Here is a 21,152-nt window from a genome sequence, read left to right as displayed (position 1 = left end):
TGCCTGGTCTTCCAGAAACTTGATTACGTATGATCCGGTTACAGAAAACCCGGATGATATAACCTTCAGTTATTCCATTAAAGACTCTGAGGGGGCAGTTGACGGAACTCCTGCTACTTTTACAATCCCAATAAATAGAGAACCTGAGGCAAAAGATATAATGTATTCTGAAAGCGATTTGGCTGAGGAGGCCACAGAAGTTAAACTTACTCCGCTTTCTGGTGTTGATTATGATGGTACCCTGGCAAATTTCCGTATCACGACACTCCCGGTAACTGGTTTATTAACTATTAACGCTGTGCCAGCTGAGGCTGATAAGGACTACAGTTGGGATCAGGCCAATACTTTAGTATATAAACCAGTAGCTAATGCCACATCAGACGTAACTTTCCATTACACAGTAATAGATGCCGAAGGTGTTGCCGACGCTTCACCTGCTACTTACACAATACCTGTTATGGTCTTAAATTCGCTTCCGGTAACACTTGTTAAATTTACAGCAGTTGAGAAGCCGGGGGGGAATGTTCTTTCTTGGACAACTGCCACTGAAGTTGATAATGATCACTTCCTGATAGAGCGTAGCACGGACGGTAAAGTGTTCATGAATATTGGAAAGGTGAAGGGCTCAGGCAGCAGCAACCAGCTTCTCGACTACAGCTACACCGACAAGAGTTCTCCAATTGGCACAGTATACTACCGCCTTAAGCAAGTGGGTCTAAATGGTGATTATGAGTATAGCCATGTTGTCTCTGTTACTACTCTAAAGAGTGATGGCATTACAAAAGCACAGCTGTACCCAAACCCGGCGTCAGATATCGTTCATCTGAATATGGACATGTTGCCTAAAGATAACTACACTGTTCGCATCATTAGCATGGAGGGTCGCACAATTCAACAAAAGACGCTAAACAACGAGGTTGAGCAGGAACTGGATGTGCATGCGCTATCGACTGGAAAGTACATTATTCAGATCCAGGGTAAAGGAACTATACAGACTATTAGCATGATTAAACGCTAGACCGAGGTCTGGCAGATTAAATATACTGGACTCTCACTCGTTGGCTAATTTAAAAATAAGGTTAGAAGGATAGTTGATATGCTGAAGAAGCAGTCTGCAGACCAGCAATGGCTTGGAGTGTCTATTAGCAGCCTTTGTTTCTGGAATACCAGCTTAAGGAATTATCTGTTAGATTTGTGTAAAAAGCGTGGCATCGGCCTTATAGCAGTAGGAAAAAGAACTAAAGTTGTGCTGATGCAGGAGCCAGGGAAATTTACCTGGCGTAAACGTGACTTTATTTCTCATTATAACTCTGAAGAACAAATTCGATTAAGCTTGTCGAATTCTACTTGCCTGCGTGTAGCTTAGAAAAGGTCTTGCGCTGTACAAGTTAAGTAAAGTGTCTCCTGCTAGGGCAGGTAGAAAGAGACCGGCAGGATATTCTTAATGCCAGGCAGGTCTGCTTATGAAGACGATGATGATTGTTAAGGAGTGGAACCCAAACACCAGAATAAACTATCAGCAGCTTTTCTCTACATTAAATTTCTTTAGTTGATAAAAAGGCAGGAAGTTAAACAACTTTCTGCCTTTTTTATACGCAACTCAGAAAAGAAAATAACCGGAAGCAGTATATAAGCTGTACCAGCGGCAGTTTAATAAATAAACTTTTACTTGTTCTAATTTCACATTAATTTGAGAAAGCTTAGGCTGTGCCTGTCACATTAAGTTATTCACCTTTAACCAGACAACAAGACCCTCTACAATATGACCAATGTATTTCCTATAGAACAAGTCCGAGCTCAGTTTCCAGCATTACAAAACACCATAGATAAAGAAAAACCGCTTATATTTTTCGATGGCCCTGGCGGAACACAAATGGCACGGCAGGCAGTAGATGCTATGGTAGCTTATATTTTCAGCGGCATGGCTAATTTACACGGTGCCTTTCCGACAAGCGTAAGCACTGAAGATACCATTGTTGCCAGCCGCAGCGCTGTTGCTGACTTCCTGAATTGTAAACCCGAAGAAGTAGCCTTTGGGCAGAACATGACCAGCCTTGCCTTTTCTATTGCCAGAAGTTTAGCTGCATTTATTGAGGAAGGCGATGAGGTTGTGGTAACAGAACTAGACCATCGGGCAAATGTTGATCCCTGGCTTGCGCTTGCCAAAGACAGAGGAACCGTAGCTAAATTCATAGAGCTTAACCCTGCTACTTACTCACTGGAACTGGAAAATTTAAACAATATTATTACAGAAAGAACAAAGTTAGTGGCTGTTGGCCTATCTTCTAATGTAACTGGCACCGTAACAGACATAGCCAGAATAGTAGCAAGAGCAAAGAAAGTAGGTGCTATAGTAGTGGCAGATGCAGTGCATGCTGTACCTCATCTGGCTATTGACTTCGAAAAAATGGGGTGTGATATTTTATTGTGTTCAGCTTATAAGTTTTTCGGTCCGCACATTGGTATGGCAGTTGTTACTTCACAGCTTTTTAAGAAGTTGCCAGTGTATAAGCTACAACCTGCTCCGGTAGAGATACCTGACAAATTAGAAACAGGAACGCAAAACCATGAGGCCATAGCAGGTTTAGCCGGAGCTATCAATTTTATTGAAAATTTAGGCGAAGGCGCTACACGAAAAGAAAGGTTGCGATCAGCTATGGAGCACATAGAAGCCTATGAAACAGAACTGGCTAACATGGTAGAAAGCTTTCTGAATGAAATACCGGAAGTGCATCTTTACCGTTCGCCAGCAGGCACGCATAAGACCCCAACGTTTGCTTTTACTATAAAAGACATAAATGCCAGAGAGGTAACCAAATGGTTTGCTGAAAACTATAACATGTGTATTGCCGATGGACATTTTTATGCTTCCACCATGGCTGATAAGCTAGATGTAAACCCTATGGGCGGCTGGGTACGTATTGGCTTTGCTCCATATAATACTATGGAAGAAGTTAAACTATTCCAGAAAGGCCTGAAAGAGTTTCTTGCCATTAATACTAAAAAGTAGTGTGAAAAAGCAATCCTCTCTGAAGGATGGCTTTTTCTTAAACCATAATCTCTTAATATGTTTTCTTTATTGCAGATAATGAACTGTACTTTTGATGCATTATACAGTAAAACTTGCCGAGCGAGGGACAAAGGCAAAATATCTAATCTTTATAAACAGGTAGCGAAAACTATAGGAGGAATAGCGAGGGTGGAAGATGACATAATGCCTGCCTATGTGTCTGACCATTTGCAAAAGGCTCTTGCCAACGGTATTGCTTATTAATTAAGCACCCTATTGACAAAAATGTTTTAGTAGCAGAGGTGCATTGCTATAAGTTAAAGCCAAGAATTTTTAGTCACGTTCTTTCTGAGTTAACCATTGTTGTTTATTCAGGTTTTCAGAACCAGAGGCTTGGTAAACTACTTTTTACAACTCTTCTAACGTACATTAAAGACAACAGAAACGATATTATACGTGTTGAACTTGTAGCACGTGAAAGTAACGCGATTGAATTCTATAAAAATATAGGTTTTGTAGTGGAAGGAAGGCTTGAGAAAAGAATCAATAACAAAACTGGTGCTTTTGAAGCTGATGTTCCAATGGCCTGGTTTAACAGGAACTTTCAAAATTATTCTGGTAACTAAAAGTTTTCTTACCCATGTGAGGCTTTACTAATACAAAGTCTACTATGGTAAGAAAACTTTAGCCTCTAATGGAGCCTGTGTTTTATCATATCTAATTCCAACTGCAATAGAGCAGTTACTTCTGTACTACTCTTTCTTTACCTTACTAAAAGGATGCTGAGGGTGTTTTATCCTCTTTTCAGTTCCTGCCCGCAATGTGGGCAACAGTCTTTTTTGCTGTTTGTTTTGGTAAGATGCTCAGAGAATCCTGAAGCTAAGATACCTGCTGGCAGGGCAAACAGTCCAATGCCTAAAACGGCAATTATTCCACCTAACAACTTTCCAAGTGCTGTTATTGGATAGATATCACCATAGCCAACTGTAGTTAATGTCGCAATACTCCACCACATTGTCTCCGGAATGCTCGCAAAGCTCTCTGGCTGTGCCTCATGCTCAACATAGTACATAAGTGTTGAAGTAAAAAGAAGTAGAAAGAAAGTAAATATAATAGCAATGAAAAGTTCTTCTCTTCTTTCTTTAAATACGTTGTTAATCACAGTCAGTGCTTTAACGTAGCGAGCTATCTTAAACAGGCGGAATAATCTGAAAAGCCGCATGACTCTTACAACCCTTAAGTCTAAACCAATAAATGGCAGGTAGAAAGGTAGAATTGCAAATAAGTCAACAATTGCAAGAGGTGTTAAAGCGTAGCGAATGTTACCTGTTATAGGCCTGTGAAACCTTTTGATTTCATTAGCTGTCCAAATTCGTAGTACGTATTCTATCGAGAAAATTATAACAGAAACAAGTTCCAGTCCCTTAAAAAGGGCTTCATATTTTTGCCTGATAGGTTCTACAGATTCAATAACAATGGCAATAACATTCAGAGAAATGAGAATGATAAGAAAGAGATCAAACCACCAACTTGTGTCACCAGGTGTTTTTGAAACAGACAATAAGTTGTAAATTCTTTTTTTCATTTATTAATGGAAGGCACTATTAGACAATGCTACAAATTAAGCATATCATACCTGCCGTGGCAAACTGTCTTAACTGGACAAGCATATTCTTAACATGCAAAACCAACATAAATAACATACCTGTTGCTCTGATACTCTTGATACCAAAAATCACTTACTTGTTTGGCTAATAAGCTATGGTAGTTACTTTGGTGCTATTGCGGCTAAAAACGTTCTCTGGCTGTCTTGTCTAGTGTTAAGCTACAGCTGTGAAGACATTCATAATGTGCTAAAATATAAAACTTAGTCACTCTGTTCTTGACAAAGTAGAAATGAATTTCTTAATTTTGCTAACACTGTTAGGTAAAATAACACGTGGCAAATGGGAATAGCAGAAAGAAAGAAGCGGCATAAAGAGGAATTGCGATCTTCCATACTGGAAGCCGCATGGCAACTGGTGGTTCAGGAAGGATGGCAGGCGCTGTCTATTCGTAAAATAGCGGAAGCTATTGAATATAGTGTTCCTGTAATTTATGATCATTTTGCGAATAAAGAAGCTATTCTGCTAGAGTTGACAAAGCAAGGGTTTCAAAAGTTAAATACAGCACTGATAAAAGCTCAGGAGGGAACTGTTAGTACTGAAAGCCAAATAGAAGCAATGGCTTATGCATATTGGAGATTCGCATTCGATAATAAAGCTTACTACCAGGTAATGTATGGTTTGGGAATCCCTTCCTGTGAAACAGTAAACCAGATAAGTGAATTGAGTACTTTTAGTGAGCTGATTTTACAGCCAGTTAAGAAATTAATAGCTATTGGTAAAAATCCTGAAACAGACCCTTTCCTGAAGCTGCATACTTTTTGGTCTATGCTGCATGGCTTAGTGTCTATCAATATGATGGGAGGAGATCAGGACAAAGAAGAATTAAACCAATTAGTGTTGCAGGATTTTATCAGTGGCTTTATCTCAAGTATGAAAGTATAGTTTATCTGATAGTGTTGAAAGATATAACAACAGTAAAATATAATTACCAAAAAATTCATTAAACAATCATTTAAACATAACATTATGGCAACAACGAAATGGGCATTAGACCTGTCTCACAGCGAATTGGGCTTTAAAATTAAGCACATGATGATTTCCAACGTTACAGGAAAGTTCACTAAGTTCGATGTAGAGACTGAAACAGAGGATGATGATTTCTCAAATGCAAAAGTAGTAGCAAATGTTGACGTTGCTTCTATCAACACTAATAACGAGCAACGGGATGAGCATTTACGTAACGCAGACTTCTTTGGAGCAGAAAGCCATCCGAATATGAAGTTTGTCTCAACCAAAATTGAAAGAGTAGATGATGATACGTTCAACTTGTATGGTGATCTAACTATAAAAGAAACAACAAAGCCTGTAAAGCTTGTTGTTGAAGATAATGGTGTTGCTACTGACCCATGGGGCAATGTAAAAGCAGGTTTCTCCATCAGCGGTAAAATTAACCGGAAAGACTGGGGCATTAACTACAATGCAGCACTTGAAACAGGTGGTGTAATGTTAGGAGAGGAGTTGAAAATTCAAGGTGAAGTGCAGCTAGTAAAGCAAGCTTAACCTCAGCGTTTTCTTTATTTACAAACAGGGCTGTTCCAAATTTCGGACAGCTCTGTTTGTTTTAATACATGGGGCTAGCAGGAAACAAGAACGACAAGAACAATTACACATGTTCTTTACTCTGCTCTTGCAATGCAAAAGCAGAAACCCTAAAACGTTCGATTAGGTAGTTGTTGCTATGGAACATTATGTATCAATATGGCCAGTACTGGCGCTGGCCCTTATTCACTTCTTTGGAACTCGTCTCAGGTTTTTAGGTGGGGTACCTCGTAGTATATGGCTCTCAGCAGCAGGTGGTGTATCGGTAGCGTATGTGTTTTTGCATTTATTTCCAGAACTGAATGAAGGGCAGGAACATGTGCAGCGGGTGTTTCCTGGTGAAGGTTTCTTAAGGCACCATGTATACATTATGGCCCTGCTTGGTCTTGCCATTTTTTATGGGTTGGAACGTACCGTGGTTACATCAAAGCAAAAGCGGCAAGCTAAAGAGGGCAAAGAAGAAACATCACCTGGAATTTTTTGGGTGCACATTGGCTCCTTTGCTGTATATAATGCCTTAATAGGATATATTCTTTTCCAAAGAGAAGAGGGAACACTCCAACAGCTTTTTCTTTTTTCTGTGGCTATGGCACTTCACTTTGTAGTAAACGACTTTGGCCTGTTAGAGCACCATCGTGAAAAGTATCAGCATGTGGGGCGTTGGGTATTGGTACTGGCTATATTCTTAGGCTGGGCTACAGGCTATCTGGTAGAGCTATCGCATACGCTTATTGTTTTAGTTACTGCCTTTGTGGGAGGCGGCGTTATATTGAACGTATTGAAAGAGGAGCTGCCTGAAAACCGTAAAAGTAGGTATTGGGCATTCATAATGGGAGCGGCTGCTTATGCCGCACTTCTACTGTCAATATAGCTCACAGATAACTTAATGAGAGAGTTGCCATGTAATGATAAGAAGCTTAGAACTAAGAAAATAGTTGGGGAAGCTGCTCAAGTAGGGTATACCCACTCATATAAGCCATTACAAGTACAACCAGCACACCAAAAACAGTAAGCAGCACCGGGTGCTTATAATCGCCTGTTATGTTTTTGTTATACGCTGCAAAAAGAATGGTTCCTAATGTGACCGGCAAGATAAGACCATTTAAGGCACCTGCTAAAATAAGCAGGCTCACCGGGCGGCCAATACCTATAAATACAGTAGTTGATACAGCTATAAAGCCAATTATCATCCAGTTCTCATGTTGCTCTACATATTTGCTGAATGATTTAAGGAAGGAAACTGAAGTATAAGCCGAGCCAATAACAGAGGTAACGGCAGCAGATAACATCACCACGCCAAATAATTTGTAGCCAATGTTTCCGGCAGCCAACTTAAAAACAGAAGCGGGTGGGTTAGTTGCATCTAACGTCAGCCCCTGGCTAACCACACCTAAGGCAGCCAAAAAAAGAAAAATACGAATAATAGAGGCCACCATAATGCCTGACACGGCGCTAGTGTTTACCTCTGATAAAGCAGCTTTCCCTTTTATACCTGCATCGAGCAAGCGATGGCCACCTGCAAAGGTAATATAACCGCCTACTGTGCCGCCTACCAGCGTAATAATGGAAATAAGATCTATCTTATCAGGAGCAAATGTTTTAACGATGGCTTCCCCTACCGGGGGAGAGGACGTAATGGCGACATACACGATCAGGATAATCATAAGCAGCCCCATAACCTGTGCAAAGCGGTCCATAACTTTGCCGGCTTCTTTCACCAGGAAAACAGCAATGGCAATTGCAGCTGCTATTACAGCACCGGCTTCAGGGGAAATACCAAACAAAACATTAAAGCCTAAACCTGCACCGCCAATATTGCCAATATTAAAAGCCAGTCCGCCCAAAACTATAAGTACCGATATAAAGGCTCCTAAACCAGGCAACACCATGTTTGCTACGTCCTGCGCGTGCTTTTCTGAAACAGCAATAACCCGCCACACATTTAACTGAACACCAATGTCCAGTATAATAGAGGTAAGAATAACGAAGCCAAAGCTGGCCGCAAGTGTCTGTGTAAAAACGGTGGTTTGGGTTAAAAAGCCAGGGCCTACGGCAGAAGTTGCCATCAGAAATGCTGCACCAAGCAACACACTCCAGTTTCTTTTTTGCTTCATTATGGATGATCTTTTTACGGGGCCTGTAAAGTTACTGCTTCACGTAACAGTACTTCCCTAATATGGCGGGCAAAGGCAAGAGCATGTGGTCCGTCTCCATGAATGCAAACAGTTTCAGCCTGAATTGCGATATCTTCTCCCTGCTGTGATAACACTTTGTTTTCCTTCACCATCCGCACTACTTGCTTCACAGCCTGATCGTGATCCGTGATTAACGCGTCAGGAGATCTTCTGGAGGTTAAGGTGCCATCTTGCTGGTAAGTGCGGTCTGCGAAAACTTCGTTAGCCGTTTTAAGCCCAATCCTGATTCCGGCTTTTATAAGTTCGCTGTTTGCCAGGGCATATAAAATAGCATTGGGAGTTACTTTATAAATAGCCTCAGCAATAGCCTCTGATAATTCTTTGTTTACAGATGCCATATTATAAAGCGCCCCGTGTGGTTTTACATGGTGCAGGTACGCGCCCTCTGCCTGTAAGAAAGCCGATAAGGCACCTATCTGGTACATAACCATGTCAAAGGCCTCTTCAGGTGAGATAGCCATGCTGCGGCGGCCAAACCCTGCCAGGTCGGGCAGGCCTGGGTGTGCACCAATGGCTACATTGTGTTTCAGGGCAAGCTTTACTGTCTTTTTCATAACAGAAGGATCTCCTGCATGAAAGCCACAGGCTATGTTAGCCGAAGTAACATATTGCAAAACTTCCTCATCGTTGCCCAGGTTATAAACTCCAAAGCTTTCGCCCAAGTCACAATTAAGATCAACTGTAAACAATGCCATTAATTTAACTTCTTTTGATATCTAATGCCCTTTTGATTTGCTCTATATTTTGCTCCTGCTTTACATAAAGCTGCTGTGCCTGCTGTAGTGTTACTTCTGTAAACCGAACAATTTTGCCGGGCTGTATCTGGGCTAGTTGTGAGAAATCAGCCGTTATCACCTGTGCAATGCGAGGGTAGCCTCCGGTTGTCTGGCGGTCTGCCAGTAATATAATGGGGCTGCCTTGCGCAGGAACTTGTATAGTGCCAAACGTTACCGCACTGGAGATAAGCTCTGTATCTTCTTGTAACGATAAGTTTACTCCCTGCAACCGATGGGCCATCCGATCAGACTGTGATGTTATCTGAAATTTCTCTTTCCACAAATAGCTTTTACTGCTTTCTGAAAACAACTCATATTCTGTGCCTTTCACTACCCTTATAGTAGGGTTCTCCTCATAAGCCGGGTAAAGTTGCGGTGCCAGTTTCCATTTTACTTCAATAAAAGCTTTGTCGCTGTTGGTTAGTCCTCTTTTCTTGAGTAGAGCGAGTATGTCTGTTGCCGGATCTTTACAGGGAATAACATCGCCTGCCTGTAAGGCTTTACCGTTCAAGCCACCGAATTCTGCCCGTAAGTAGGTGGAGTAGCTATTCATCACTTTCGGAATAGCAATGCTTCCAGAAATAGCTATATAAGCACGACTACCATTAACGGGACCTTTAAACTGTAGCAAACTTCCTGCTTTTACATAAACAGGCCGCCACATTTGTACTTGCTCTCCATCAATTTCAGGGGCTAAGTCTGCACCAGTAATAGCAATCAAATGGTTTTCATGAAAGCGGATTTTAGGACCTACGAGCGTTACTTCAATGGCAGCCTCATTTTCGTTGTTGTCAACAAGTAAATTGGCAATACGCAATGCTGTTGCATCCATAGCGCCACTTACAATAATACCATCTTTCTGATAGCCATATCTCCCTGTATCCTGAATAGTAGTAAGCAGCCCTGCCTTTTCTATTTTAATGCTCATATACCTGCTCCTTTCTCTCGTTAAATTCTTCTTTAGAGATAGGTACAAAACGTACTGTATCACCTGCTTTCAACAAACTTGGCGAATCCAGAAAAGGGTTGAACAGGCGTAGGGGCGTACGCCCAATCAGCTGCCAACCGCCTGGTGTTTCAATAGGATATACGCCTGTCTGTACACCGGCAATGCCAACAGAGCCCTTCGGAATAACAGTTCTTGGTGTTTCTTTTCGCGGAGCGGATATTTTATGACTCATGCCGCCTAAATAAGGAAAGCCGGGAGCAAAGCCAATCATGTAAACGAGGTATTCTGCACCAGCATGAATAGAAATAACTTCTTCTGGTGTTAATTGATTCTGGGTAGCCACAAACTCAAGGTCAGGGCCAAACTCACCACCATAACACACAGGTATGTCTACTACTCTGGGGGCTAGTCCTTCTTCTTCCTCAACATGCGTCATCAGGTCCAGCACAATATCCACTACTTTTTCATAAGGGTTGTAATTCCCTTTCTCACTTATTACCCAGGGGTTGTAATAGATGGTGACAGTGGTAAAAGCCGGAACATATTCTATCATTCCCCAAAAAGGGTATTTATCCAGGTGCGCTGCTACAGCTTTTACTTTGTTGTGTATGCTTAAAGAGATTTCTTCTCCGAATTGTAAAACAATGGCTGCATCACCAAGCGGAAACATTTTAAATAAGGGTACATCATTTAGGGTCATGCTTATTATGTTTTACAGCCATTTTCTCTTTTAACAGTTAATCAGAAACGGAGACTGTTTATTAGTGTTGCATACAAGGCTATGTCTGGTAATATTTACAAGTTTAATGTAAGATATATAAACTGATAAGAAAAACTCTGTTTACTATTTTGATGCAATTTTACCTGGAACACTTATAAAGGAACGGCATCACAATTTTTTACTGTTACAGCCAAACTTTACACTTCATTTGTTGGCACAGGAGTTTGTAGCTCTCCCTCTGTTCGTGCCACCATCATAGATACTGTCGCATCACCCGTAATATTTACCACAGTACGACACATGTCCAGGATACGGTCAGGGGCGAGAATGAGTGCTATACCCTCAATGGGGATACCTGCCTGTTGCAGTACGATTACAAGCATTACAACACCGGCACCCGGTACGGCGGCAGTGCCGATAGAGGCCAGCGTAGCGGTAAGAACAATGCCTATCTGGTCTCCTAAGGTAAGGTCAATGCCATAAGCCTGGGCAATAAAAACGGCAGCAACAGCCTGGTATAGACTTGTGCCATCCATGTTAATGGTAGCACCCAGCGGTAATACAAAACTAGTTATTTCCCTGGAAATGCCCAGGTTCTTCTCACAGCGCTCCATAGTTACAGGCAACGTGGCTGCACTGGAGGAAGTGGAGAAAGCAAGCATTTGGGCAGGAAACAATCCTTTAAAAAAATCACCATATTTTATTTTACCTATCGTAGTTGCCAATATCGGGTATGTAACAAAAACCATAAAAGCCAGCCCGATCAATACCACAATGCAATAGTAGCCTAATACCAGCAGCAGTTCAATGGCTGAAGCAGGGTCATCTCCGGCAAATTCCACTACCAAACCAGCCAGCAAGGCAAAAACGCCATAAGGAGCCATTTTCATGATAATGTCTACTACCTTCAATATGGCTAAATTAACTCCGTCAAAAAAGCTAATGACAGGAGCAGCTTTTTCCGGGGCAATTAAAATAAGGGCAATACCAAAGAGAAGCGCAAAAAAGATAATCTGCAGCATTCGCCCGTTATCTGTCAGGGCTCCGAATATATTGCTTGGCACAATATCAATGAGCGGCTGTAAAGGCCCCTGCTGCTTTACAGTTGCTGCGTCTGAAGAGCGCTGTGTAGTAGTGGCAGCGAACTGCTTCTTAAACTCTTCTCGTTTTTCTGCCGAGAAAGCATTGCCAGGCTGAAAAACATTAACCAGTAACAAACCCAAGACAACAGCAATTACGGTTGTAGACAAGTAAACCCCCACTGTTTTAGACCCGATGCGTGAAAGCTTACTTATATCACTAAGGCTGGAAACTCCGGTAACGAGCGAAACAAGTACCAACGGTACTGCAATAAGCTTAAGAAGGTTGATGAATATGGTGCCAAAAGGTCTTATCCAGTCAGTTGTAAACTCTACAAGGCCAACAGAACTGGCGAACATTCCCCATAATATGCCTAAGGCCATACCTATAAGGATCAGCCAATGCAAAGCAAGTTTATTCATATAGTAGCAGGTGACGGGGCATCAGCCCTTTTTTTATTTTAACTAGTTTAGAGCATGGTATCACTAAAGCCGAGGCAGGCGATATAGGAAGCCTCTACGGATACCGAATAACTTAAAGCTAACGATAAATCCGCATTAAGCTAATAAAATATTGGAAAGATACTTTAGTAATAGCAAAAAATGCAATGGCAGGTTAGTATACTCTGCTTGTGCTACATTAAGTGAAATGGACTGTTCTGCTGGTAACGGTGTAAATCCAGAGGGAGTTGCTGATACAGGATAACTACTTTTTATAGCGCAAACAGATTATGGTATATGCCGTTAGATAGGAGAGTTTTGCCTCTGATAAATGATACTTATGATATTTCCGCTTTGGTTAAAGGCAGGTCTATGGGGATTACTTGCCGGATCTGCACTGCTGCTTGGTGCGGCAATGGGATATTATATACCTATTAAGCAACATGTTGTTGCTGCTATTATGGCTTTTGGCAGTGGTGTGCTCATTTCTGCCTTGTCTTTTGACCTGATGAGTGAAGCATATGAACAAGGAGGTTTCTACCCAACGGCGCTAGGCTTTTTGGGCGGTGCAGCCATTTATACCCTTGCTAACTGGGTACTGGCTAAGCAAGGGGCGAAGCATCGGAAACGGTCAGGGCATCAGCAGCCATCAGAGGAAGATAACAGTGGTAGCGGGCATGCAATGGCTATCGGAGCGCTAATAGACGGAATACCTGAGTCTATTGTAATAGGTATAAGTATGATTGCTGGCGGAGCCGTAAGCTTAGTGGCTGTGGCAGCTATATTTCTGTCTAACCTGCCAGAGGGGCTTTCTAGTTCGGCAGGTATGAAAAAGGCAGGGCGCTCCCGAAAGTACATCTTTGGTGTCTGGTTTAGTATTGCCGTTATCTCTGGTATAGCCGTTCTTTTAGGATATGCTGTTTTCAGTGGCTTTCCGCCGGGTGTTATTGCAGCTACCACCGCTTTGGCGGCAGGTGCCATACTTGCTATGCTTTCCGATACCATGATACCGGAGGCATTTGAAGAAGCGCATAACTTTACCGGGTTAATAACTGTCCTGGGTTTTTTAACAGCTTTTGTGTTAAACCACTTAGGAGGAGCTTAATAAAGGCAATGTTCTGCCTCAACTAAGTTGTATGTTACTATTCTAGTTCAGTTTAAGCAATAAAGCCCGGATTGATAGCCCGGGCTTTTTATTGTTCAGGTAGAAAGGAAAAAGTAGACTCCTTTTACCTTCCTACCTGAGAAAAGCTTTAGCAGCTTTCTTAAGCTTCCTCGTTTACAACAACCTTTTCAATTCTGTCGTTTGCCTTGATCTGATCAATTACATCCAGGCCTTCTACTACTTTACCAAAAACAGTGTGGTTGCGGTCCAGGTGAGCTGTGTTTTTGCGGCTGTGGCAGATAAAGAACTGAGAGCCTCCTGTGTTTCTGCCTGCATGTGCCATAGAAAGCACGCCACGGTCGTGGTACTGGTTTTCACCGTTAAGTTCACAGTCTATTTTATAACCTGGGCCTCCTGTACCTGGTGTTCCTTTGGCACCCTCTCTTGAGTTAGGGCAGCCTCCTTGAATAACGAAATCAGGAATAACACGGTGGAAAGTAAGACCATCGTAAAAGCCTTTGTTGGCAAGATCTATAAAGTTTTGAACTGTGTTAGGAGCATCTTTCTCGTAAAATTCTACTTTCATTACCCCTTTGGCAGTATGAATGTCTGCTGTCTTCATTATTTCTTCTTGTTTTATGTACTGTAATGTATAAAACAAAAGTACACAATTTCTAGTTTAATATTATTAGGCAAGCTTATCAGAAGGCTAGCCAGATCGCATGAAAAAGCACAATAATACTATAAAGCTATGAAGAAAACACAGTTATTTGCATTATCTATAAGTTTACTTTTCAGTACTCTGCTTTTAAGCTGTAATGGTACTAATGAAGAAAATAGTAAAAATGAGGCCCAACGTGAAGCTAGATCTCCTGATCTGCGGATGGAGAACAAAGTGAACCCTGCTTCCCATTATTCTCGGGCTAACACTGATGAGGCACCTCTTACAAGTGCTAATGTAGGAGGAAACGAGATGTTCCCGTCACAAAATGTTGTAGCCAATATAACCTCCAGTCCCAAGTTAACTACTTTTACTTCTGCCATAAAAAAAGCAGATCTAACTACGTCCCTTAACGGAACAGGGCCATATACTGTGTTTGCTCCTTCCGATAAGGCATTTGAAGCAATTGGAGAAAATACTTTTGAGGACCTGATGAAACCTGAAAATAAGCAGCAGTTAGCAGAGTTGTTAAATAACCACGTGGTCTCTGGCATGATTCAATATGCTGATCTGAAAGATGGCTCAGTACTAAGAACTGTAGGAGGGAAACAACTACAGGTTTCTACATCAGGAAACAAAGTGATGGTTAACGGAGCTGAAGTAGAAAATATAGAAGGTGAGAGTAGCAATGGCACAGTACACATTGTAAATAAAGTGCTTACTGCCAACAACAGCTAAGTTTAGGATAAAAATCAACTTAAGGAAAGCCGCTGTGGCAGCAGATATAAACTTCTGTTGGCGCAATGGCTTTTTGTTTATATGGTTGTCATACCCGAATGCTTCTTTATAAGGTAATCTGGTGTGCACAGTTTTATAGCCCAATTTCTCTGCCTAACCATAATTTATAAACACCGACATCATCTTAAGAATAAGTAACACAAGTTGTTGTGTAAACGATTGCATTGAATGTGAGCATCTGCGTAATAGTTGCACAGATAAAAGGAATAATTACTCCCGTTAAAAGCTATTTATTTTCGATATTACTATTTTTCTTAATTGTATCCAATATTTCTTAATAATTGTAATAATGTAGGTGTTATCTATATAATTTAAGAATGTTTAGCTTTGTTTTTAGCAACTATAGAATGAGGAATTGCTAACTTTTCAATAGCTACAGGTCAAGAGCTTTAAAATAAATTAACGAATGTTTGTTAATGATAAAAAATATTGTTAAAATGTAATCGATTGCGCGACTAAGGACAGTTGTTTGAATTAAAACAGGTAGTGCAGTAGAGAAGGTGAGGCGTGTTTTGCTGTAAAGTGGAAGCTGTAAAACGTTGTGAGTGTGGGTGATGAAGAGCTATGGAGGTTTGTGCTTTACAACACGGCAAATTGAGTAAGGATTTTTTTGTCTACTAATAAATAGATTATATGCTATATGGAACTTCTAGACCGTATTGATTCAACATCTGCTACTCCTAAATACATACAGGTAGTAAATGCAGTTATAGCTGACATTGAAGCAGGAATTCTAAAACGTGGAGAGCGGGTCCCCTCTATCAATGAAACCAGTGAAATGTACTACCTCTCACGGGATACAATTGAGAAAGCATACAAGGTATTGCGGAAACGTGGAGTAATTAGTTCTGTGAAAGGGAAAGGGTGCTATATCAGCAAAACTTTTTCTTCAGATAAAATTCGTGTTCTGTTACTTTTCAATAAACTAAGTGCCTATAAAAAGACTGTTTACTACTCCCTGCTTAAAACATTAGGCGAAGATGCTATAGTAGATCTTCATATACATCATTACGATGGTAAGATCTGTGAAAGCCTTATCAATGATAGCCTTGGCAAGTATAACTACTTTGTTATTATGCCTCACTTTTGCAGAAATGTTGAAACAGCAATGCAAACAATTCAAAAGATTCCTGCTGAAAAGCTGCTGCTGCTTGACAAGAACATTGAGAACTTTACGGGTAAGTGTACGGCAATTTATCAGGACTTTGAGCGTGACATCAGAAATGCGCTGCATTCCGGTAAAGACTTGCTGGAGAAGTACAACAGGTTAGTTTTAGTTTATCCGAAAGATGTCTCTTACCCAATGGAAATTGTAAAAGGGTTTCGCCATTTCTGTAGAGAGACTTCTTTTGACCATGCTGTCATAAACCATATCAATGAGGAGCCTCTTATACCTAAAACGGCTTATATTGTACTGGAAGAATCTGACCTGGTAGATTTAGTTGAGCAAAGCAGAACACAGGGAATGGCCTTAGGCAAAGACATTGGCCTGATCTCGTACAACGATACGCCTTTGAAGAAGATATTAGACAACGGGATAACCGTAATTTCTACAGACCATGAAAAGATGGGAGAAACAGCGGCTTACATGCTGAAAAACAAACTCAGAGAAAAAATCCATAACCCATTTACGCTTATCCGTCGCAATTCACTTTAAACATTGTACTATAGAAGAGTAACCTGATAGTAGACATAAACTTAGGTGGTGCTTGCGCTATAGAACAGCATTCTTTCAGAAGCTTTTTCTCAATCATCTGAACATACGCACATCAGGCGCTGGCATGGCTCGCGCCTGATGTGTTTAAATAAAAGCTACAGTTGCCAGGTAGCTTTTCATAGCTTATATAAGCTAAACATTTCTGCTAAAAATTTAAACCCAATAAAGATGTCCTTTTGTACACTGTGCATCTGCTATGGCAGGATGTATAAGTGTAGCCGAGGAGCACAAAGTTTAATACTGTTTCTTATGAAGCTAACTATATCTTTACTTTTCTTGTTCTTGAGTATCTGCTATAAAGGGCTCCCACAGTCTTTTGGTGTGCTGGGAATTGAACATGGCCTTTCCAACAATACAGTAAATACCATTTATAAAGACAGGTTGGGTTTTATGTGGTTTGGCACCGATGATGGGCTGAATAAGTATGATGGCTATGAGTTTCATGTATATAGGAACAGGATTAATGACACGACATCTTTAATTCATAATCAGATAAATACTGTGTCAGGAGATAGTTCCGGCAACCTGTGGATTGGTACCAAAAAAGGGTTATGCACCTTTAATCCTAATACATCAAAGTTTTCACTTGCTTACTATTACCCCCTGACGCAGACTGACAGAAAAAAGCTGGATGCTGAAGTAGTAGAAATAGCTGTTGACAGAGAAGGTAGCCTGTACCTGGCTACTGTAGGCTTAGGTCTGTTGACCAGCAATAAACTATCTAGAGGGTTCAGGCAAACACCTTTGCAACCAGCCCCGGCGGCTTTCAAACCCTATTCTGTTAGAGCCCTCCATATCGATAGCAAAGGCAGAGTATGGGTAATGATACAAAACATTGGACTTCACCGTTTTGATCCTCAGAAAAGTGAATTTCAGTTAATCTCAAGTGTCGTCAAAAGTGCCAATGTTATCAAAGCTGATTCTGGAAATGTACTATGGATAGGTACTGATAACGGCTTGTACCAGTATAATATTGCTGCAGAGACTTATGAGTTTTACGGCTCGGGTGTAGGCAAACTGTGCCACAGAAGAGTTGTTGATGTTAGTGTGGCTGAAGAAAACAAGCTTTGGATAGCCACTGACGGGGGAGGCGTTAACATATTAGATTTAAAAAGCAATCAGATTAGTTCTATTCAGTCCGGTGCTGGCAAAATGCACCTAACCAGTAATGCAGTTACCTCTTTGTGCAAAGATAATGAGTCAAGATGGTGGATAGGGACACAGCGTGGCGGAGTAAATATCATAGACAGGCAGAAAGACAAGTTTACAACCATCCGGCGCGACATACTGGACAAGAACAGCCTTATAGACAATTTTACTTTATCCTTTTGCGAAGACTCTGATAAAGCTATCTGGGTTGGAACTGATGGAGGAGGTGTTTCTTTATGGAACCGTAAAGACAACATATATCGTAATTTTGTTCATAATGAAGCCGACCCCACTTCTTTAAGCAACAACAATGCGACCAGCATTTTAAGAGATTATGAAAATAACATTTGGATAGCTACCTGGGGTGGCGGTATTAACAGGTATAGCCGCGCTACAGGAACTTTTAAACATTATGCATGTGGAGATGATGTGTACGTCTGGAAGCTGTATGAAGACCGGGAAAAGAACTTATGGGCCGGTACAACTGAAAGTGGTCCTTTATACAGGTACAACAAGGCTGCTGATAAATTTGAAGTATATGATGCTTCACTGACAAATGCCATCAGTATACTGGAGGATCAGGCAGGTAATTTGTGGTTAGGTACTTTCGACCAGTTAATAAGAGTAGATAAACAAGCCCGGAAACATAAAAAGTACAAAATAGACTATCCTGTCCGTGACTTATACCAGGACAAAAGCGGCAATTTCTGGATTGGTACTCAAGGCCTTGGACTATTAAAGTTTGACTTTGGCACCGGGAAGTTTCAAACCTTTACCGAATCAGAAGGGCTGGCTAACAACTCTGTTCATAACATAGAGGAGGATAAGGAGGGAAATCTTTGGATCAGTACCTATCATGGGGTGTCTAAATACAACCCTAAAGAAAACAAGTTTAAGAACTTTTATGAAACCGATGGGCTGCAAAGCAATCAGTTCAACTACAACGCTTCGCTGAGTTTAAGTACTGGTGAGCTGGTGTTCGGTGGTATTAAAGGCTTTAATATTTTTAATCCGGATAGTATTAAGGCCGAAAGTTCTTTTCCCAAGTTAGTAATTACCGGCATCCGGTTGTTCAATCAGCCGGTCACATCTGCTGATAACATACTGAAGCCAGGGCAAAGCCTCTGTAATATTAATGATATCACTCTGCCTTATGATAAGAGTTTGATTTCTTTTGATTTTAGTGCCTTAGAATATTCCTCACCGGGTAATATAAAATACGCTTACCTGCTGGAAGGCTGGGACAATACCTGGAATTATGCCGAAAACCACAGAACAGCCAATTACTCTAAACTGAAAGAGGGAGATTACAAATTGCGAATAAAATCTACCAACTCAGAAGGAGTCTGGAACTGCGAGGAGCAAGTGGTGAATATTAAAGTGCTGCCCCCGTGGTACAGAACCTGGTGGGCATACGGCATTTATGGTAGTGGCCTACTTGGCTTGCTGTATATGTTTAACCTGTACAAATCTAAGCAGGCACGGTTAAAGTATGAGGTAGAGATTGCTAACATCAAGGCTGAAAAAGAAGCAGAGCTGAACGAGAAGAAATTGTCTTTTTTTACAAATGTTTCTCATGAATTCAGAACACCATTAACCTTAATTATTAATCCTGTAAAGGAACTGGTGGATAAAAAGCGGGAGAAGGTGGATTTTAATGACCTTTCGGTTATTTACCGTAATGCCCGCAGGCTGTTAAGTTTAGTTGATCAGCTCCTGCTTTTCAGAAAGGCAGAAAGCAATGCAGACACGCTAAAGGTTTGCAAGCTGAACATGGCACAGATTTGTGAAGAGGTATTTTTAAGCTTTACCTGTCAGGCAAACACCAAAAATATAGCCTACACTTTTGAGTGTGAAAATAAAAGCCTGGAGCTGTACGCAGACCGGGAAAAGGTTGAAATTATCTTGTTTAATTTGCTTTCCAACGCTTTTAAATTTACTCCTGCGGCGGGCAAAGTTGTGATGGCTCTAAGAGAACTGGCACATCAGGTAGAGATAACGGTAAAAGACAGCGGCTGTGGCATTCCAGCTAATACCGGGGCAAAACTGTTCGATAAGTTTCACCAGGTAAACAGTACTGGTGCTACTTCTGGAGGTGGCTTTGGTATTGGTCTGTACTTGGTTAAGCAACTGGTAGAAAAGCACAAAGGGGAGATCCGGTATGAAAGTGAGCCAGCTAAGGGAACCCAGTTTTATATATTACTGCCAAAAGGTAAAGAGCATTTTTCAGCAGACAGTATTAGTGAGGATGGTGCAGATAGCTCTGTTTTTCTGAATGAGCTTTTAGAAAGCATAAGAACGGAAGAAGAACCGGTTCTGGTAACAGACGCCAAACCTGCAAACCACCTGGATGAGCTGATACAGGAAAAGGGTACTATGCTACTGGTAGAGGATAATGATCAGATCAGGCAGTACGTAAAGGATATTTTCAGCAGCTCCTTTACTGTTTTTGAAGCTGATAACGGTGAAACCGGATTTGAACTTGCCCAGGAGTATCTGCCGGATATTATTATCAGTGATGTACTAATGCAAGGCATGAGTGGTCTGGAGCTTTGTAGTAAGATCAAAGAAAATGTATCGCTGAGTCATATACCGGTTATCTTGCTAACAGCAAGTTCCTCACCGGAGGTAAAGCTAAAAGGCATTGAAGGCGGTGCTGATGATTATATAACAAAGCCTTTTGAAAAAGAACTGTTAGTTGCCAAGGTAGATAATATTCTGAAAAGCCGTGACAACCTGCAGCGGTTCTTCTACAACGAGATAACACTCAAAACAAATAAACTCCGCATCTCCGCCGAATACAGCAACTTCTTAGCTGTATGTATTGAGACAATTGAAAGCCACCTCGATGATCCTGATTTTAATATTAAAGCCTTTGCAAAAGAAATGGGCATGAGCCACTCTAACCTCTACAACAGAGTGAAGTCTATTTCTGGCCGTTCGGTAAGCGACTTTGTGCGGTTTATCCGCTTACGTAAAGTAGCCAAGCTGCTGATTGATACTGACTGCAAAGTAAACGAAGCTGCTTTCCAGGCAGGCTTCAGCGACATTAAGTATTTCAGAGCCCAGTTTCATAAGCTGTTCGGCATGAACCCATCAGAATATATCAAGAAGTACCGAAAGCCATTTCATAAAAGCTATACCTTAAATGAAGAAGTGCTAAAGCCGATGGAGGTTTGAAAGCGTTAGATGCGCTTTACTTGGGAACTTGAAATAAACATGAGTCGACATCTAAAGAAGTCGAAGCTCCGATAACAGATGTTCAGTTGTGCATCTGTTATCGGAGCTTTTTCTCTTCCAAACCCCCTCATCTCATCAAAAACAGCCTTTATTATTGATTTCCCC

Annotated in this window: 19 protein-coding genes; 12 read left to right on the top strand and 7 right to left on the bottom strand. The window is 41.2% G+C overall.

All coding sequences use genetic code 11. The features are described 5' to 3' along the window. The first annotated feature begins 160 nt into the window (after window positions 1-160). The 5 genes from LN995_RS22140 (at window position 161) to LN995_RS04285 (ending at window position 3,636) form a co-directional block, all read left to right on the top strand. On the top strand, window positions 161-1,018 hold the full coding sequence (locus tag LN995_RS22140) for a T9SS type A sorting domain-containing protein (protein ID WP_394801830.1): 858 nt from the start codon (window positions 161-163) through the stop codon (window positions 1,016-1,018). A gap of 78 nt (window positions 1,019-1,096) precedes the next feature. Continuing rightward, the gene (locus LN995_RS04300; protein ID WP_229958707.1) at window positions 1,097-1,366 is read left to right on the top strand and encodes a hypothetical protein; all 270 of its coding nucleotides are present in this window, start codon (window positions 1,097-1,099) and stop codon (window positions 1,364-1,366) included. A gap of 396 nt (window positions 1,367-1,762) precedes the next feature. Next, window positions 1,763-3,010 (top strand): cysteine desulfurase-like protein, encoded by a 1,248-nt coding sequence (locus LN995_RS04295; protein ID WP_229958705.1) that lies wholly within the window; start codon window positions 1,763-1,765, stop codon window positions 3,008-3,010. A gap of 78 nt (window positions 3,011-3,088) precedes the next feature. Then, window positions 3,089-3,274, top strand: coding sequence for a hypothetical protein (locus LN995_RS04290; RefSeq protein WP_229958703.1), 186 nt, complete (start codon window positions 3,089-3,091; stop codon window positions 3,272-3,274). Beyond that, the gene (locus LN995_RS04285; protein ID WP_394801829.1) at window positions 3,274-3,636 is read left to right on the top strand and encodes a GNAT family N-acetyltransferase; all 363 of its coding nucleotides are present in this window, start codon (window positions 3,274-3,276) and stop codon (window positions 3,634-3,636) included. The genes LN995_RS04290 and LN995_RS04285 overlap by 1 nt, the downstream gene beginning before the upstream one ends. A 167-nt stretch (window positions 3,637-3,803) precedes the next feature. Here LN995_RS04285 and LN995_RS04280 read toward each other — a convergent pair whose 3' ends face one another. Continuing rightward, the gene (locus tag LN995_RS04280; protein ID WP_229958698.1) at window positions 3,804-4,595 is read right to left on the bottom strand and encodes an ion transporter; all 792 of its coding nucleotides are present in this window, start codon (window positions 4,593-4,595) and stop codon (window positions 3,804-3,806) included. A gap of 361 nt (window positions 4,596-4,956) precedes the next feature. Between LN995_RS04280 and LN995_RS04275 the strand changes: the two genes are divergently transcribed. From LN995_RS04275 to LN995_RS04265, 3 genes are all read left to right on the top strand, one after another. After that, a complete protein-coding gene (locus LN995_RS04275) occupies window positions 4,957-5,559 on the top strand; it encodes a TetR/AcrR family transcriptional regulator (protein WP_229958696.1) in 603 nt (200 codons plus the stop codon). Between the two features lie 84 nt (window positions 5,560-5,643). Continuing rightward, window positions 5,644-6,177, top strand: coding sequence for a YceI family protein (locus LN995_RS04270; protein ID WP_229958694.1), 534 nt, complete (start codon window positions 5,644-5,646; stop codon window positions 6,175-6,177). A gap of 178 nt (window positions 6,178-6,355) precedes the next feature. Continuing rightward, on the top strand, window positions 6,356-7,087 hold the full coding sequence (locus tag LN995_RS04265) for a hypothetical protein (RefSeq protein WP_229958692.1): 732 nt from the start codon (window positions 6,356-6,358) through the stop codon (window positions 7,085-7,087). Between the two features lie 52 nt (window positions 7,088-7,139). Here the strand turns inward: LN995_RS04265 and LN995_RS04260 are convergent, their stop codons facing one another. From LN995_RS04260 to LN995_RS04240, 5 genes are all read right to left on the bottom strand, one after another. Then, on the bottom strand, window positions 7,140-8,330 hold the full coding sequence (locus LN995_RS04260) for an NRAMP family divalent metal transporter (RefSeq protein WP_229958690.1): 1,191 nt from the start codon (window positions 8,328-8,330) through the stop codon (window positions 7,140-7,142). 14 nt (window positions 8,331-8,344) lie between these two features. Beyond that, window positions 8,345-9,106: a LamB/YcsF family protein gene (locus LN995_RS04255; protein WP_317206928.1), complete on the bottom strand. Its 762-nt coding sequence runs from the start codon at window positions 9,104-9,106 to the stop codon at window positions 8,345-8,347. A gap of 4 nt (window positions 9,107-9,110) precedes the next feature. Then, a complete protein-coding gene (locus LN995_RS04250) occupies window positions 9,111-10,115 on the bottom strand; it encodes a 5-oxoprolinase subunit C family protein (protein ID WP_229958688.1) in 1,005 nt (334 codons plus the stop codon). Beyond that, on the bottom strand, window positions 10,105-10,836 hold the full coding sequence (gene pxpB, locus LN995_RS04245; protein WP_229958686.1) for a 5-oxoprolinase subunit PxpB: 732 nt from the start codon (window positions 10,834-10,836) through the stop codon (window positions 10,105-10,107). The genes LN995_RS04250 and pxpB overlap by 11 nt, the downstream gene beginning before the upstream one ends. 218 nt (window positions 10,837-11,054) lie before the next feature. Beyond that, window positions 11,055-12,359 carry a dicarboxylate/amino acid:cation symporter gene (locus LN995_RS04240; protein WP_229958684.1) on the bottom strand — a complete coding sequence of 435 codons (1,305 nt, stop codon included), beginning with the start codon at window positions 12,357-12,359 and terminating at the stop codon, window positions 11,055-11,057. A 358-nt stretch (window positions 12,360-12,717) separates the two neighbouring features. Between LN995_RS04240 and LN995_RS04235 the strand changes: the two genes are divergently transcribed. Further along, window positions 12,718-13,482, top strand: coding sequence for a ZIP family metal transporter (locus tag LN995_RS04235; RefSeq protein WP_229958682.1), 765 nt, complete (start codon window positions 12,718-12,720; stop codon window positions 13,480-13,482). A 160-nt stretch (window positions 13,483-13,642) separates the two neighbouring features. Here the strand turns inward: LN995_RS04235 and LN995_RS04230 are convergent, their stop codons facing one another. After that, entirely contained in the window at window positions 13,643-14,104 is a 462-nt protein-coding gene (locus LN995_RS04230; RefSeq protein ID WP_229958680.1) for a peptidylprolyl isomerase, read from the bottom strand. A gap of 129 nt (window positions 14,105-14,233) precedes the next feature. Here LN995_RS04230 and LN995_RS04225 point away from each other — a divergent pair, with 129 nt between their 5' ends. The 3 genes from LN995_RS04225 (at window position 14,234) to LN995_RS04215 (ending at window position 20,987) form a co-directional block, all read left to right on the top strand. Then, entirely contained in the window at window positions 14,234-14,881 is a 648-nt protein-coding gene (locus LN995_RS04225) for a fasciclin domain-containing protein (protein WP_229958678.1), read from the top strand. Window positions 14,882-15,581: 700 nt separating this feature from the next. Beyond that, the gene (locus LN995_RS04220; protein ID WP_229958676.1) at window positions 15,582-16,598 is read left to right on the top strand and encodes a GntR family transcriptional regulator; all 1,017 of its coding nucleotides are present in this window, start codon (window positions 15,582-15,584) and stop codon (window positions 16,596-16,598) included. Window positions 16,599-16,907: 309 nt separating this feature from the next. Further along, window positions 16,908-20,987: a two-component regulator propeller domain-containing protein gene (locus tag LN995_RS04215; RefSeq protein ID WP_229958674.1), complete on the top strand. Its 4,080-nt coding sequence runs from the start codon at window positions 16,908-16,910 to the stop codon at window positions 20,985-20,987. Window positions 20,988-21,152 lie beyond the last annotated feature (165 nt).

It is taken from the genome of Pontibacter silvestris (genome assembly GCF_020907275.1).
In the GTDB taxonomy this organism is placed as follows: domain Bacteria; phylum Bacteroidota; class Bacteroidia; order Cytophagales; family Hymenobacteraceae; genus Pontibacter; species Pontibacter silvestris.
The sequence above is the reverse complement of the archived record's forward strand: the minus strand, read 5'-3'. Positions and strand labels throughout refer to the sequence as shown.

Bases quoted from the DNA above. Each gene is read 5' to 3' on its own strand.
- LN995_RS04250 (WP_229958688.1), bottom strand. From the start codon at position 10,115: ATGAGCATTAAAATAGAAAAGGCAGGGCTGCTTACTACTATTCAGGAT.
- LN995_RS22140 (WP_394801830.1), top strand. From the start codon at position 161: ATGTATTCTGAAAGCGATTTGGCTGAGGAGGCCACAGAAGTTAAACTT.
- LN995_RS04225 (WP_229958678.1), top strand. From the start codon at position 14,234: ATGAAGAAAACACAGTTATTTGCATTATCTATAAGTTTACTTTTCAGT.
- pxpB (WP_229958686.1), bottom strand. From the start codon at position 10,836: ATGACCCTAAATGATGTACCCTTATTTAAAATGTTTCCGCTTGGTGAT.
- LN995_RS04270 (WP_229958694.1), top strand. From the start codon at position 5,644: ATGGCAACAACGAAATGGGCATTAGACCTGTCTCACAGCGAATTGGGC.
- LN995_RS04265 (WP_229958692.1), top strand. From the start codon at position 6,356: ATGGAACATTATGTATCAATATGGCCAGTACTGGCGCTGGCCCTTATT.
- LN995_RS04255 (WP_317206928.1), bottom strand. From the start codon at position 9,106: ATGGCATTGTTTACAGTTGATCTTAATTGTGACTTGGGCGAAAGCTTT.
- LN995_RS04300 (WP_229958707.1), top strand. From the start codon at position 1,097: ATGCTGAAGAAGCAGTCTGCAGACCAGCAATGGCTTGGAGTGTCTATT.
- LN995_RS04280 (WP_229958698.1), bottom strand. From the start codon at position 4,595: ATGAAAAAAAGAATTTACAACTTATTGTCTGTTTCAAAAACACCTGGT.
- LN995_RS04215 (WP_229958674.1), top strand. From the start codon at position 16,908: ATGAAGCTAACTATATCTTTACTTTTCTTGTTCTTGAGTATCTGCTAT.
- LN995_RS04290 (WP_229958703.1), top strand. From the start codon at position 3,089: ATGAACTGTACTTTTGATGCATTATACAGTAAAACTTGCCGAGCGAGG.
- LN995_RS04235 (WP_229958682.1), top strand. From the start codon at position 12,718: ATGATATTTCCGCTTTGGTTAAAGGCAGGTCTATGGGGATTACTTGCC.
- LN995_RS04275 (WP_229958696.1), top strand. From the start codon at position 4,957: ATGGGAATAGCAGAAAGAAAGAAGCGGCATAAAGAGGAATTGCGATCT.
- LN995_RS04295 (WP_229958705.1), top strand. From the start codon at position 1,763: ATGACCAATGTATTTCCTATAGAACAAGTCCGAGCTCAGTTTCCAGCA.
- LN995_RS04230 (WP_229958680.1), bottom strand. From the start codon at position 14,104: ATGAAGACAGCAGACATTCATACTGCCAAAGGGGTAATGAAAGTAGAA.
- LN995_RS04260 (WP_229958690.1), bottom strand. From the start codon at position 8,330: ATGAAGCAAAAAAGAAACTGGAGTGTGTTGCTTGGTGCAGCATTTCTG.
- LN995_RS04220 (WP_229958676.1), top strand. From the start codon at position 15,582: ATGGAACTTCTAGACCGTATTGATTCAACATCTGCTACTCCTAAATAC.
- LN995_RS04240 (WP_229958684.1), bottom strand. From the start codon at position 12,359: ATGAATAAACTTGCTTTGCATTGGCTGATCCTTATAGGTATGGCCTTA.